Origin of the sequence: Bacteroides sp. D2, assembly GCF_025147085.1 — a bacterium.
Classification (GTDB): domain Bacteria; phylum Bacteroidota; class Bacteroidia; order Bacteroidales; family Bacteroidaceae; genus Bacteroides.
Genome location: NZ_CP102261.1, coordinates 1,029,674 through 1,042,971, shown reverse-complemented (window position 1 = coordinate 1,042,971; position 13,298 = coordinate 1,029,674). Strand labels below are relative to the sequence as shown.

The 13,298-nt window shown below is 41.6% G+C and carries 14 protein-coding genes; 6 read left to right on the top strand and 8 right to left on the bottom strand.

Going from position 1 to position 13,298, the window contains the following annotated elements; all coding sequences use genetic code 11:
• The first annotated feature begins 95 nt into the window (after positions 1–95).
• A complete protein-coding gene (locus NQ505_RS03710) occupies positions 96–1,106 on the top strand; it encodes an ATP-dependent 6-phosphofructokinase (protein ID WP_008998185.1) in 1,011 nt (336 codons plus the stop codon).
• On the opposite strand, the gene rnc is transcribed toward NQ505_RS03710, so the two are convergent.
• The 3 genes from rnc to NQ505_RS03695 are packed head-to-tail and all read right to left on the bottom strand — an operon-like array spanning position 1,048 to position 3,592.
• On the bottom strand, positions 1,048–2,112 hold the full coding sequence (gene rnc / locus NQ505_RS03705; protein ID WP_008998184.1) for a ribonuclease III: 1,065 nt from the start codon (positions 2,110–2,112) through the stop codon (positions 1,048–1,050). The two genes, NQ505_RS03710 and rnc, sit on opposite strands and share 59 nt — an antisense overlap.
• Entirely contained in the window at positions 2,078–3,340 is a 1,263-nt protein-coding gene (fabF, locus tag NQ505_RS03700; RefSeq protein ID WP_008998183.1) for a beta-ketoacyl-ACP synthase II, read from the bottom strand. The genes rnc and fabF overlap by 35 nt, the downstream gene beginning before the upstream one ends.
• A 15-nt stretch (positions 3,341–3,355) precedes the next feature.
• Complete coding sequence (locus tag NQ505_RS03695; protein ID WP_002558672.1) at positions 3,356–3,592, bottom strand: acyl carrier protein; 237 nt, start codon at positions 3,590–3,592, stop codon at positions 3,356–3,358.
• A 98-nt stretch (positions 3,593–3,690) separates the two neighbouring features.
• On the opposite strand from NQ505_RS03695, the gene NQ505_RS03690 reads away from it, so the two are divergent.
• On the top strand, positions 3,691–4,326 hold the full coding sequence (locus NQ505_RS03690) for a phosphoribosylglycinamide formyltransferase (RefSeq protein WP_008998182.1): 636 nt from the start codon (positions 3,691–3,693) through the stop codon (positions 4,324–4,326).
• Positions 4,327–4,384: 58 nt separating this feature from the next.
• On the opposite strand, the gene pdxB is transcribed toward NQ505_RS03690, so the two are convergent.
• Positions 4,385–5,425: a 4-phosphoerythronate dehydrogenase PdxB gene (pdxB, locus tag NQ505_RS03685; RefSeq protein WP_008998181.1), complete on the bottom strand. Its 1,041-nt coding sequence runs from the start codon at positions 5,423–5,425 to the stop codon at positions 4,385–4,387.
• 117 nt (positions 5,426–5,542) lie between these two features.
• Here pdxB and NQ505_RS03680 point away from each other — a divergent pair, with 117 nt between their 5' ends.
• From NQ505_RS03680 to NQ505_RS03670, 3 genes are read left to right on the top strand one after another with little or no spacing between them, the layout of a single operon-like run.
• Entirely contained in the window at positions 5,543–6,148 is a 606-nt protein-coding gene (locus tag NQ505_RS03680) for a DUF4254 domain-containing protein (protein WP_004324325.1), read from the top strand.
• Between the two features lie 3 nt (positions 6,149–6,151).
• Complete coding sequence (locus NQ505_RS03675; RefSeq protein WP_008998180.1) at positions 6,152–7,183, top strand: glycosyltransferase family 9 protein; 1,032 nt, start codon at positions 6,152–6,154, stop codon at positions 7,181–7,183.
• A gap of 57 nt (positions 7,184–7,240) precedes the next feature.
• A complete protein-coding gene (locus tag NQ505_RS03670) occupies positions 7,241–8,317 on the top strand; it encodes a glycosyltransferase family 4 protein (RefSeq protein WP_050547442.1) in 1,077 nt (358 codons plus the stop codon).
• On the opposite strand, the gene NQ505_RS03665 is transcribed toward NQ505_RS03670, so the two are convergent.
• Positions 8,300–9,358 (bottom strand): glycosyltransferase family 9 protein, encoded by a 1,059-nt coding sequence (locus NQ505_RS03665; RefSeq protein WP_008998178.1) that lies wholly within the window; start codon positions 9,356–9,358, stop codon positions 8,300–8,302. The genes NQ505_RS03670 and NQ505_RS03665 overlap by 18 nt on opposite strands.
• 231 nt (positions 9,359–9,589) lie before the next feature.
• On the opposite strand from NQ505_RS03665, the gene NQ505_RS03660 reads away from it, so the two are divergent.
• Complete coding sequence (locus NQ505_RS03660) at positions 9,590–10,501, top strand: lipopolysaccharide kinase InaA family protein (protein WP_008998177.1); 912 nt, start codon at positions 9,590–9,592, stop codon at positions 10,499–10,501.
• Here the strand turns inward: NQ505_RS03660 and NQ505_RS03655 are convergent, their stop codons facing one another.
• The 3 genes from NQ505_RS03655 to NQ505_RS03645 are packed head-to-tail and all read right to left on the bottom strand — an operon-like array spanning position 10,502 to position 13,286.
• Positions 10,502–11,314 carry an FkbM family methyltransferase gene (locus tag NQ505_RS03655; protein WP_004298298.1) on the bottom strand — a complete coding sequence of 271 codons (813 nt, stop codon included), beginning with the start codon at positions 11,312–11,314 and terminating at the stop codon, positions 10,502–10,504.
• Positions 11,311–12,444 carry a glycosyltransferase family 4 protein gene (locus NQ505_RS03650; protein WP_008998176.1) on the bottom strand — a complete coding sequence of 378 codons (1,134 nt, stop codon included), beginning with the start codon at positions 12,442–12,444 and terminating at the stop codon, positions 11,311–11,313. The genes NQ505_RS03655 and NQ505_RS03650 overlap by 4 nt, the downstream gene beginning before the upstream one ends.
• A gap of 29 nt (positions 12,445–12,473) precedes the next feature.
• The gene (locus NQ505_RS03645; protein WP_004298296.1) at positions 12,474–13,286 is read right to left on the bottom strand and encodes a phosphorylcholine transferase LicD; all 813 of its coding nucleotides are present in this window, start codon (positions 13,284–13,286) and stop codon (positions 12,474–12,476) included.
• Positions 13,287–13,298: the final 12 nt, after the last annotated feature.

The following is a 13,298-nucleotide window of genomic DNA, read 5'->3' as shown; positions in this document are numbered from 1 at the left end:
TATTTATCTTTTTTTTCTATCTTTACGGCGGAAATAATCGTTAAAAATTGACGACTTTCATAGAATACCCGAGTTTTAGACTAAAAAATGCGACAATGAGAATTGGAATCTTAACATCCGGCGGGGACTGTCCCGGTATCAATGCCACCATTCGTGGCGTGTGCAAAACTGCCATCAATTATTATGGGATGGAAGTGATAGGCATTCACAGCGGTTTTCAGGGCTTGCTAACCAAAGATGTCGAATCTATTACAGACAAGTCGCTTTCCGGGCTACTGAATTTGGGTGGAACGATGTTAGGAACCTCTCGCGAGAAGCCTTTCAAAAAAGGAGGCGTTGTCTCGGATGTTGACAAACCGTCTTTAATTCTTCAGAATATCCATGAAATAGGATTGGATTGTGTCGTTTGTATCGGTGGAAATGGAACGCAGAAGACTGCAGCCAAGTTTGCTGCAATGGGAGTTAACATCGTATCTGTTCCTAAAACCATAGATAATGATATTTGGGGCACGGACATCTCTTTTGGTTTCGACTCGGCGGTAAGTATTGCTACCGATGCCATTGACCGTCTACATTCCACCGCAAGCTCTCATAAAAGGGTGATGGTGATTGAAGTGATGGGGCATAAAGCCGGTTGGATTGCTTTGTATTCGGGTATGGCAGGAGGAGGGGATGTGATTCTCGTTCCTGAAATCGCTTATAACATTAAGAATATCGGCAATACGATTCTGGAAAGATTAAAGAAAGGCAAGCCCTATTCTATTGTAGTGGTAGCGGAAGGTATTCAGACTGACGGGCGTAAACGTGCTGCTGAATATATCGCTCAGGAAATTGAATATGAAACCGGTATAGAAACCCGCGAAACAGTTTTGGGGTATATCCAGCGTGGTGGTTCGCCTACTCCTTTCGACCGCAATCTTTCTACCCGCATGGGCGGGCATGCAACAGAATTGATAGCCAATGGCCAATTCGGGCGTATGGTAACTTTACAAGGAGATGATATAGCATCTATTCCTCTTGAAGAAGTTGCAGGAAAACTGAAATTGGTTACTGAAGATCACGATTTGGTGATTCAGGGTCGTCGCATGGGGATTTGCTTTGGCTAGTTGCCGGAGCTTCTGTGTCCTGCACTGTGGAAATCTCATCGACGAGGATGTTTTCTTCTGAAACATTCTCTGGTTTTATCTCGGAATTTGCATTCAGTTCGGTTTCGAGTTCATTCTCAAGCTCGGTTGCCAACTCAGTATCAGAACCTGTTGCAAGTTCAACTTCCATTTCTGTTTCCGTTTCAGTAGCAGTTGCAGAATGTTGTGTTTTAATCTCCTCGATGGTTGACATAAATGTCGGTTCCTTTACTTTCTTTATAGCCATCTGGGCGGCATTCTGTTGAGATTCCTTCTTGGAATACCCCGTACCTGTTCCTGCCGGAAGTCCTTCAATACGTACTTCAGTTTGGAATACAGGGTTACTGTCATGATCGAGAAACTGCTCGATTAATTCAAAGGAAACCTCCATTTTGTTCTTTTGGCTCCACTCGATAAGCTTGGATTTGAAGTTAACTTCTTTTCGGGATATTTTATCCAGATCGATATAACGGTTAATGATCCGTTGTTCCATAAACTGTTTGCAGCGTTCATATCCCTGGTCCAGATAAATAGCTCCGATGAACGCCTCAAAAGCATTTCCATACATGTAGCTGTTGTGAGAAGAGGAGCGGGTAGAATACTTGATGAGCTTATCCAGGCCGATTTCAACGGCCAACTTGTTCAACGTCTCTCGTTGTACGATCTTGGAACGTGTATTGGTCAGGAAACCTTCCCGTTTCCCTTCGAAACGTTTGTAGACAATATCTCCCACGATGGCGTCGAGGATGGCGTCACCTAAGAACTCCAGCCGTTCATTGTTGAGGGGACGTCCCTTGTCGGAGCGGACAGAAGTCGATTTGTGCAGGAGAGCCTGTTCATAAAGCTGGATATTGCGCGGGTAGAACCCGAGTATCCGGTAAAAACAAAGATAAGACTCTCTATCCTTGCGGAACAAGAGCCTTATCTTATCTATTTCGTTACGTAACACGATATTACTCTGCGTATTTCTTGAAGATAACGCACGCATTGTGACCGCCAAATCCGAATGTATTGGACAAGGCAACATTAACTTCGCGTTTCTGTGCTTTATTGAACGTGAAATTAAGGTTATAGTCGATGTTCTCGTCGTCGTCACCTTCTTCGTGGTTGATAGTCGGAGGAACAATGCCGTTCTTAATGGCAAGGATGCTTGCAATAGATTCTACCGCACCGGCAGCTCCCAGCAAGTGACCTGTCATTGATTTGGTTGAACTGATGTTCAACTCGAACGCATGATCACCGAATACTTCCTTGATTGCTTTTGCTTCTGAAATATCACCAACCGGAGTAGATGTACCGTGTACATTGATATAATCTACTTCTTTCGGATCCATTTCCGCATCTTCCAGTGCGTTCTTCATCACCAGTTTCGCTCCCAGACCTTCCGGATGAGAAGCAGTCAAGTGATGTGCATCTGCAGACATACCTACACCGGCAACTTCTGCATAGATTTTTGCACCACGAGCTTTAGCGTGTTCCAGTTCTTCCAGGATCAAGCAACCGCCACCTTCGCCCATAACGAAACCATCGCGGCTTGCGCTAAACGGACGTGAAGCTTTAGAAGCTTCGTCGTTGCGTGTTGACAAGGCGTGCATAGCGTTGAAACCGCCTACACCTGCCGGGAAGATCGCTGCTTCCGAACCACCGGATACAATTACATTTGCTTTACCCAAACGAATCAGGTTGAAGGCATCTGCAATAGCGTTGGTTGAAGTAGCACATGCTGAACAAGTCGCGTAGTTAGGACCATGGAAACCATACATGATAGAAATCTGTCCGGCTGCAATATCCGAAATCATCTTTGGAATGAAGAACGGATTAAACTTCGGACCCATTTCCTGACGAGTGTAGTAGTTACCTACCTCTTCTTCAAATGTATGTATACCACCAATACCGGCGCCGAAAATAACACCGATTTTGTTCAAGTCTTCTTTTTCGACGTCCAGACCCGAATCACTTACCGCTTCTTTGGCAACAGCGATGGCATACTGAGTATACAAGTCCATCTTTCTTGCTTCTTTGCGGTCTATGTATTTCGTTGCATCGAAGTCTTTCACTTCGCATGCGAATTGGGTCTTGAATAACGACGCATCAAAATGAGTAATAGGCCCTGCTCCACTAACCCCGTTCACAATGTTTTCCCAAAATTCGGGAACGCTATTGCCAACGGGAGTAATGGCGCCAAGGCCTGTTACTACCACTCTTTTTAATTCCATATTGATGAAATCGAATTACTTAGCGTGTTCTTCGATATAAGATACAGCATCACCTACAGTACCAATCTTTTCTGCTTGGTCATCAGGAATAGAGATACCGAATTCTTTTTCGAATTCCATGATAAGTTCTACAGTGTCAAGAGAATCTGCTCCCAGGTCGTTAGTGAAGCTTGCTTCGGTTGTAACTTCTGATTCTTCTACGCCTAATTTATCAACGATAATCGCTTTTACTCTTGATGCAATTTCAGACATAACTTTAAGTTTTTAATTAATAATTAGTTTTATTTCTTTAAATTTGCGGTGCAAAGGAATGAATATTTATCGTTTTGCGCAAATATTTGACTAAATAAATGCAATGTTTTGCACATTTTTCACTGTTTTGTGCATCGAATTTGAGAGTTATGAAGAAAAACATCGCAATTTTCGCTTCCGGTTCCGGCTCTAATGCTGAGAATATTATCCGGTATTTCCAAAAAAACGATTCCGTTCAGGTTTCGTTGGTGCTTTCTAATAAGAGTGATGCCTATGTTTTGGAACGTGCGCATCGCTTGGGAGTGCCTTCTAACGTGTTTCCAAAGGAGGATTGGATAGCCGGAGATGAAATTTTGGCTATTTTGCAGGAGTACCGCATTGATTTTGTTGTGCTGGCCGGCTTCTTAGTTCGCGTGCCGGATTTGCTTTTGCATGCTTATCCCGATAAAATTATAAATATACATCCTGCTCTTCTGCCGAAGTACGGAGGCAAAGGAATGTATGGTGACCGGGTACATGAAGCAGTGGTAGCTGCTGGTGAAAAAGAAAGCGGCATCACTATACATTATATAAATGAGCATTACGATGAAGGAAATACGATTTTTCAAGTTACTTGCCCTGTTCTCCCGACCGATTCTCCGGACGATGTAGCCAAGAAAGTACATGCTTTGGAATATGAACACTACCCGAAAATCATAAATCAAATATTAAGTAATAAGTATTACGTCCTGTGAATAATCGTTTGACAGAACTTTATTGACGTTTTCGGCCACTATGGTTATTACCTGATACTTAATACTTAATAATGTATACTTTCTCTTCCCGCCGCAAAGGATAATTTCCGCGTAGGGTTTCGAATAGCTCCGGTTGATTTTTTAGCCGGTTGCTGTCTTCGGTTGGATTATACATTTGGAGGACTGCTTCTTCGTGGTTTTTTGCATGAATAATGGGGGAGGCGGGGGCGGGTGCGTTAATTTCATAATCCCCTTTTATTTGGAAGAACTTGCAGATGGCATCCAATGACATACGTGTGGCGTTTGCTTTTCCATCTGCAGAGTAGCCTGCAATATGAGGAGTTCCGATAAATGCCTTTTCCAGTAGATCACGGTTGATTTCCGGTTCATGCTCCCATACGTCGATGATGGTATCCGAAATCATCCGGCTGTTCAAGGCTTTTAAAAGAGCATCAGTCTGGATGACTTCTCCTCGTGAGGTATTGATGATAACAGGCTTTCGTTTGAGTGACTGAAAGAAAACGTCATCCGCCAAGTGGAACGTTTTATACTTTCCTTCTTTATATAAAGGTACGTGAAAAGTGATGATGTCACACTCTTCTGCTATTTTCTCCAGTGAAGAGAACCGTTTTGTACCTTCTTTTTCTTCCCGTGGCAAATCATTCAATAAAACACGCATGCCAAAATCCTGGGCAACTTTAGCTACCTTACTCCCGACATTTCCTACTCCTATAATTCCAATTGTCAGTTCATCCAGTCTTTTATTCCTGACGGACTTCCATACAAGAAGCGATGATTGTATATATTGGGCGACAGAAGCGGAGTTACATCCCGGTGCATTCGTCCATTCGATGCCGGCCTGTTTGCAATACTCCGTATCAATATGATCGAAGCCTATGGTTGCGGTCGCTATGAATCTCACTCGACTACCTTCCAATAAATCCCGGTTGCAATGTGTGCGGGTACGGACAATAAGAGCGTCCGCATCTCGTACGAGCTCCGGAGTGAAATCCTTTCCCGGTGCATAAACTACCTCATCGGCTATTCTCTGCACCGCTTCTTTTATATAAGGTATTTTATTGTCGATAATAATTTTCATATACAATTCATCTTTTATACCCACAAAGGTAACAAATAAAAAAGTAAGAAACGGTTGCTTGTCTGAAAAATATTACATAGATTTGCCCTATTATATATCTATTAGCTAGTTAAGATTATGACATTTAGTAACCTTTGCAACGAGATTTTTTGGAAATCGACAACAGATTACCATGTAACGGATAGTGTGGATGCTCCGATGAACAATCCTTACGAGTTGAAAACTATTGAGTATTATTTATATCTAAAGAACTGGATTGATGCTGTGCAATGGCATTTTGAGGATATTATCCGTGACCCGCAGATTGATCCGGTAGAAGCATTGGCCTTGAAAAGAAGAATTGATAAATCAAATCAGGACCGTACGGATCTGGTGGAATTAATTGATAGCTACTTTTTAGACAAATACAAAGAGGTAAAACCTCTCTCTGACGCAACGATCAATACGGAAAGCCCTGCATGGGCAATTGACCGCTTGTCAATTCTTGCATTGAAAATTTACCACATGCAGCAGGAGGTGGAACGTACGGACACTACTGAAGAACATCGTGCTCAATGCCAGACTAAGTTGAATATCCTGCTGGAACAACGCAAAGACCTTTCTACGGCTATTGAACAGCTGTTGGCTGATATCGAAGCCGGAAGAAAATATATGAAAGTATATAAACAGATGAAGATGTATAATGACCCGGCATTAAATCCGGTGCTTTATGCGAAAAAATAACGAATGGCGCGTATTCTCATTATTCGTTTTTCAGCTCTTGGCGATGTAGCCATGACAATCCCGGTAATACATTCGCTGGCTGTGCAATACCCGCAGCACGAAATAACAGTGTTAAGTCGTGCTGTATGGCAGCCACTCTTTCAGGGGTTGCCTGCTAATGTGGGTTTTGTCGGAGCTGATTTAACAGGCAAGCACAAGGGGCTTTGGGGCTTGAATAGCCTTTATTCGGAATTGAAAGCAATGCATTTTGATTACATTGCTGATTTTCATCATGTACTTCGTTCTAAGTATTTATGTTTGCGATTCCGTCTTGCCAATAAACCGGTAGCTTCCATTTGTAAAGGAAGGGCAGGCAAAAAGAAGCTGGTTCGCCGTCATGATAAGGTGATGGAAAATCAGAAGAGTTCTTTTCGTCGTTATGCCGATGTACTTGAGAAGCTAGGTTTACCGGTACTATTAAATTTCTCTTCTATTTATGGCGAAGGAAAAGGAAACTTTGCGGAAATAGAACCAGTCACAGGACCTAAAGAAGATCAAAAGTGGATTGGTATAGCTCCTTTTGCCAAACATGCAGGTAAGATTTATCCGTTAGAACTGCAGGAGCAAGTGATAGCACATTTTGCTGCCAATCCCAAAGTAAAGGTTTTCCTCTTTGGAGGCGGTAAAAGCGAGCAGGACGTATTTGATGCATGGATTGCTAAATATCCTTCTGTTGTTTCAATGATCGGTAAACTGAATATGCGTACCGAACTGAATCTGATGAGCCATCTGGACGTGATGCTTTCAATGGATTCTGCCAATATGCATTTGGCATCTTTGGTCAATATTCCGGTTGTCTCTATTTGGGGAGCAACCCATCCCTACGCTGGTTTTATGGGCTGGAGACAATTGCCGGTCAATACTGTGCAACTCGATTTGTCATGCCGTCCCTGTTCTGTATATGGACAGAAGCCTTGCTGGCGAGGTGATTATGCCTGTTTGAGGGACATAAAGCCGGAGCAGGTCATTGCGAAAATAGAAGGGATTGTAGATTAATCCTTGTTGAAGTTCAAATTAGCAGTTTATTGAACCGAAAGAGCGTAGAATCAAATAATAATGAAAGAGATACAACGAAAGAAAAAGGTACTGATAGATCTTACGAATTATGGTAGTCTCACAGCCGGTTTCGGGCAGATTGCGGCCAACTATGCAACTGCCTTTTCGTCTATGCCGGTAGATGATCTTCATTTTGTATATTTATTGCGGCAGAAATATATGCAGGAATTTGGCCCGAATGTGACCTCTGTTCCGGTACGTCGTATCAATAAGTTTCTTCCTTTTACCCTTCCCAAAGTAGACGTATGGCATGCAGTGAATCAACAGCGCAAGTTGTTGCGTATTGCCGGTGGTACAAAGTTTATCTTTACTATACACGACTTTAATTTCTTAACAGAGAAAAAGCCCTGGAAGGCGAAAATGTATCTTCGCCGGATGCAGAATAAAGTCAATAAGGCAGCGGTCGTGACTACGATCTCTCATTATGTGGCAGATGTCATTCGGCAGCATGTAGATTTGAAAGGGAAGGAGATCCGGGTCATCTACAATGGAGTGGAGAGAATCGATACATTAGAAGGAACAAAGCCGTCGTTTGCTACAGGGCGTCCTTTCTTTTTTACAATTGGACAAATCCGTAGAAAAAAGAACTTCCATCTCTTGGTTGACGTAATGCGTCATTTCCCGGAATATGATCTATATATTTGTGGAGATGCTCATTTTGCTTATGCTGAAGAAGTGCGCAATCTGATTCGTGAGAATCAGCTCACTAATGTCTTTTTGACGGATGTTATCTCTCAAAGCGAGAAGATCTGGTTATACCGGAACTGTGAGGCATTCCTGTTTCCTAGTGAGGGAGAAGGCTTTGGATTGCCGGTGGTGGAAGCTATGCAATTTGGGAAGGCTGTATTTGCCGCTAATCGCACTAGTTTACCGGAAGTTTGTAATGGACACGCTATCATGTGGGAGCATTTGGATACAGAATCTATGGTGCAAAGTATCCGGGAGCATCTACCTGATTTTTATAAAGACAAGGAGCGCTTGGAAAAAATCAAGGAATATGCCGCTTCATTCAGTTACGAGAAGCATATACAAGCCTACCTTGATTTGTATCGGGAGTTAGCTCAATTGCCTTAGTATTGAAGTCAATTGTCCGTATACCTTTTCGGGAGTAATTAATGCAAAACGCTCTTCATAGGTTAATGTCGCTTGTTGTTCCGGCGAAAGAATGTCGTCAGGACTGATTCCTTCGGCAAGTACGGAATTGGCGGGTAACCACATTGATTTTGATGCACTTGGTGAATAAATGGCAAATGAAGGAATTCCAAGAGCTTGGGCGATGTGTCTGGCTCCTCCTTCGTTCCCGAAGTAAAATGAACAGTTGGCGCAAAGTGCTGCCAGCTGTCGCAATGAAGAAGCTTGTATATCGATTTTGATACGTTCCGGACATCCTAATTCCTTGTAGATATTTCTGGCGTCTTCTTCTTCGTATCCCGGTGCGTAGTTGAAGATCATTTGTATGTCCTTGTGCTCCTCCAAAATTCTTTTCAGTGTGGCTATCATGAACTCCGTATTCCATTTCTTATGGATGAGTTTGGTTGTGACTCCTATTAGTAACACAGGGTGTGCAAAATTAATCCCTTCCTTTTCCATATAATATCGGAAATCTTCTTTCTCCCGGTCAGTTAGATATAACTTGAATTCTTTTGTGTATTGAATAGGTCTGATCTTTTCTAATGGTGCTGCAAGCAACAGGTTACGTTGTACCATATCAGTTGTCAGATCCTTGCTGTAAGTATCTGTCCGGTAGTTCAGTAGAAAACGTGTATATCCTTTGATGCGCCCTATCCGGAAAGGAGTTCTTAATGAAAAAAGAGAGAAAAAAAGAGTCCGGATGGTAGAGCGCATGTCGATGATTATATCGTATTTATTTTGGTGCATTACCTGCCATACTTTTTTTATATATGCAGTGAACGGCTTATTCTCATTCTTGTCAAATGTAATGACTTTGTCTATGTCCGGATGCCCCTCATAGAGTGGAGCAATATTTTTATTAAGCACGAAGTGTATCTCTGCGTCGGGAAAACTTTTTTTCAGCGTACTGCACAATGCAACAGCCAGAATTGAGTCCCCTATTTGTCTAAATCGAATAATCAGAATTCTTTTGATTGGTTTCATGCTTAAACTTCTTTATGCTTTTTACCGTGCAAACATAACTAAAAAAAAGCATTTATGTCTAAATATAAATGAAAAGAAAAAAGAAAAAACGATTAAAGTCACCGTGACGGTGCTTATATGTGGAGAGAGTTAGCCAATCTTTGTGAGAAAAGAGAAAAATATAGTCGGAATATGGCCTAATTTCTTTATCTTTGCTCAATCTTTGTAATTAGGATTATATAGGAGAGTGTAATGAGAGTGATTGTAAATCCCAAGTACGCACATTTGCAGAAGGAGATAGAAGAAGTTCCGAGGTCCTTCCAGAACGAAGGAGATGTGGTGTACGATGGTCGTAATGTTCTAAAACGGATTAGTTTGGGCAGCATTGATGTTGTGGTGAAGAGCTTTAAAAAGCCTCACATCATCAATCGTGTTGTATATTCGTTTTTCCGCCAGTCGAAGGCAGAACGTTCCTATATTTATTCTATGGAGATTCAACAGCATGGCTTTGACACTCCGGAGCCAGTGGCTATGATCGAACAATTTCAAGATGGTCTTCTCTCACATAGCTATTACATTTGTTGTTATGATGGCGGCGAAACTGTCCGTTCCCTGATGGATGGAAAAGTGGAAGGGAATGAAGACAAACTTTCAGCTTTTGCGCGCTACACTGCTGCTTTGCATCAGGCAGGTATCCTTCATTTGGACTATTCTCCCGGTAATATACTGATTCATCAGAATGAAACGAATGAATACAGTTTCTCTCTGGTCGACGTGAATCGTATGCAGTTGCTATCGGATATTGATTGTGATACGGTATGCCGTAATATGTGCCGTTTGTGTATTTCGCGTGAGGTACTGACTTACATCATGACAGAATATGCTTCTTTGCGTGGATGGGACGTCGAATCTACGGTCAGTCTGGCCCTTCGTTACAGCGATCAGTTCTTTACTCATTACATTTATCGTCGTGCGGCACGGAAAGAGAAAGAAAAGCATATTGTATCCCTGATTTTATTCTTCCGTTTATACCGTTCCGTACGTAAATTCTTTTCTTGGGAACCGCATATTTCACGTTTCTTGTTGAGAAAGGAAAAGCATATCTATGATACATACTTGTGCAAGTATGATTATTGTGAATTGCTTTCTGCTGATTATCAATGATTACTTCTTACTTCCGCGCATCACTACACTGCGGATTTTATGCCTGAAAAATCCTTTTTGATTAATATATGTGCAGTTATGTTTGTCCAGAAATGCAGAGATAACTTCTTCGTCATCACGCAAATGGTATGTGCAAATGGCAAAATCCAGCTTCTGGCAATTCTGAAATAAGTTATTGCATCCGGCCAATGCGTGCCGTTCGGCTCCTTCTATATCCATTTTAAGAAATAGATGTTCATTCGTCTGGTTGTTGAAGAAATCATCTAGTGTTTGCTCTCTCGAAGAATTATGATCGCTCACATACTTCTGGACAATCGTCACTTTATCCTGCCATGGTTCGAAGGTAGCTCTGATGGCTTCCAACCATTGCTCGTCCTGCTCAAACAAATAAACATGTTTGGCTTCTTCGATAATTTCCAATGATGAATATCCTTCGGCACAACCGACATCCACAAATACTTTCCCTGTCACTTCTTTAACGCTGTTGAAGTAATGGTGCGGTGAGCGCCTGTCTTGTTCCATACTCAAAGCCCTATAATATTTTTGAATTTTCTTGGCTGGAGTGCTTTTTCTGAAATAGAGTCGCTTCTTTTCTTTTTGAACATAGTATAAGCCTTTTTCCTCATCTTTCTGTACATCAACAGGCATATTGGCGTATTCATCCTTGAATTCATACAGGTGTCTTGAATATCCATGTTCTTTAATATATTCATAGTATTTCAGATAAGGAGAGCCAGGCTTATATCCTTTCATGAAATAATATGGGAGAGTGCCATATATAAATTTCTTTATTGTATGTTTAAGTACGTTCATTTCATTAGTTTCTTGTAGATGTTTAAGATTTCTTCCGCTTGCTTTTCTTCAGAGAATCTTTTGGCAAATTTTTGCCCCTTTTCAATCATCTCCTTTTTTCTTTCAGTATCGGAGTATATCTGTTTAAAAGCATTGGCCATTCCTTTGATATCGTCAGGATCTACATAGATAGAGTCGGGACCTCCGGCTTCTTCCAGGCAAGATCCTGTAGCGGCCACTACCGGAATACCGGAGTATAGAGCTTCTATAATGGGAATACCAAAACCTTCGAAACGGGAAGGGTATACAAAAATTTCTGCTAACTGATAAAAAACCGGCAGATCATCAAAAGGAACATTGCTGATGATATGTACCCTTTCTTCCAGCTTATTCTCCTTAATGAAACGTTCAATTTTATCAGTATATTCCGTGTGGCGTCCTACAATGACGAGATGAATCTGTTCAGGAAGCATCATTAGTGCCTGCACCGCTGAAAGGGCGTTTTTGCGTTCTTCAATACTTCCTACGTTAAGGATATAGTGATCCGGTAGCTGATATTTAGCCCGGATTTCTCTTTTCTTCTCTGCTGCTACAGGATGTATGAATGAAAGATCACATCCCTGATAAACAACTTCTATCTTATCGGCGGGAATCCTGAAATACTCAATAATATCACGCTTGGTACATTCGCTGATAGCAATGATTTTATCGGCATTTTCACAGGCTTTACGGAATTTGTATGTGTATATTTTCCTGTCGATCGAATGGTAATACTGCGGATAGCGCAGAAAGATCAGATCGTGAATCGTTACAATACTTTTTACCTCGCTTTGATGTATATTCAGGGGCAACTCATTACTAAGTCCGTGGAATATATCGATTTTTTCTTTTTCCAGTTGTTGGGTAACGCCCCATACTCGCCACAATGAACTTAACTTTTTCCAGGAAGAAGTAGTGGGATAAGAAAGCTGTAGTTGCTGATACTGCTTCGTTAATTTGTCCAGCCTCTTGTTTTCCCGTTTCTTGGGGGCATACAGCACATATTCATTCTCCGGATAGAATTGGCATAGAATATCCACTATATAGCGGCTATAATTACCCAGACCGGTGAAATTCTGTACTGCACGTTTTCCGTCAAAACCTATTCTCATTTCTTCTTCTTACCTTTATGTGATTATAATTAGACTTCAAAATTCCGATAAGGTTTATTCAAGTCTAAATAATGGAAATTATGTTGTCTTTGTCCACTTTGTTTAGGTATGGTCATGTAATCTCCATATTTCTGTGACAGATAAGCGTCGTATTTCTGTACTCCCCATACTTCTTCATCTTCAAACCGAATGGGAGTAGGAGTGCCCAGGATATCCTTCGACATAATTCCTTTCATACCGTCATCATAATCGCAGACTAATGCGCATTGGTCGAAATCGTATTTCTTCATCACCTTCCTAATGCTTTCCTGTGCTCCGGTAAGGGTAAAAAACTTTCTGCATAATAGCGGTATCCATGAACTGGGACCTTTTCCATGTTTGTATGGATCGCGATGAATAAGATAAAGTACTCGTTTGTAAAACTCATACTTCGCAAAATGCATTCTTTGCGCCATACGGCTTTCCGGAACTCCATCTAGTGGAAATATATCAATATATACACCTCCCAGGTATTTGAGATGCATACGCTCGATTAAAGTTGTGTTGGCATCCTGCACCTTTGCGAACGGAAGAGGATATTCCTTATCATTCTCAGCGCATACCGCTTCGTAAGGTTCCGGTAACCATTCTTTGGCATTAGCCATTAGTAAGTCATAATCAGCTCTTGGCATTCCGATATCCAAGTCATCATCCCAGGGGATGAATCCTTTGTGGCGCACAGCTCCCAACATGGTGCCTGCCATGATGTAATATCGCAGATTATGTTCTTTGCAAACTTTGTCAACAGCTAATAAGTTCTTTAATATGCGAAGCTGTAGAGGGCGGATGTCGTAATTAGCCATTCTATCTGATTT

Bases quoted from the DNA above. Each gene is read 5' to 3' on its own strand.
- NQ505_RS03665 (WP_008998178.1), bottom strand. From the start codon at position 9,358: ATGAAACCAATCAAAAGAATTCTGATTATTCGATTTAGACAAATAGGG.
- NQ505_RS03690 (WP_008998182.1), top strand. From the start codon at position 3,691: ATGCAATGTTTTGCACATTTTTCACTGTTTTGTGCATCGAATTTGAGA.
- NQ505_RS03695 (WP_002558672.1), bottom strand. From the start codon at position 3,592: ATGTCTGAAATTGCATCAAGAGTAAAAGCGATTATCGTTGATAAATTA.
- NQ505_RS03710 (WP_008998185.1), top strand. From the start codon at position 96: ATGAGAATTGGAATCTTAACATCCGGCGGGGACTGTCCCGGTATCAAT.
- rnc (WP_008998184.1), bottom strand. From the start codon at position 2,112: ATGCGTGCGTTATCTTCAAGAAATACGCAGAGTAATATCGTGTTACGT.
- NQ505_RS03680 (WP_004324325.1), top strand. From the start codon at position 5,543: ATGACATTTAGTAACCTTTGCAACGAGATTTTTTGGAAATCGACAACA.
- NQ505_RS03675 (WP_008998180.1), top strand. From the start codon at position 6,152: ATGGCGCGTATTCTCATTATTCGTTTTTCAGCTCTTGGCGATGTAGCC.
- pdxB (WP_008998181.1), bottom strand. From the start codon at position 5,425: ATGAAAATTATTATCGACAATAAAATACCTTATATAAAAGAAGCGGTG.
- NQ505_RS03645 (WP_004298296.1), bottom strand. From the start codon at position 13,286: ATGGCTAATTACGACATCCGCCCTCTACAGCTTCGCATATTAAAGAAC.
- NQ505_RS03650 (WP_008998176.1), bottom strand. From the start codon at position 12,444: ATGAGAATAGGTTTTGACGGAAAACGTGCAGTACAGAATTTCACCGGT.
- fabF (WP_008998183.1), bottom strand. From the start codon at position 3,340: ATGGAATTAAAAAGAGTGGTAGTAACAGGCCTTGGCGCCATTACTCCC.
- NQ505_RS03655 (WP_004298298.1), bottom strand. From the start codon at position 11,314: ATGAACGTACTTAAACATACAATAAAGAAATTTATATATGGCACTCTC.
- NQ505_RS03660 (WP_008998177.1), top strand. From the start codon at position 9,590: ATGAGAGTGATTGTAAATCCCAAGTACGCACATTTGCAGAAGGAGATA.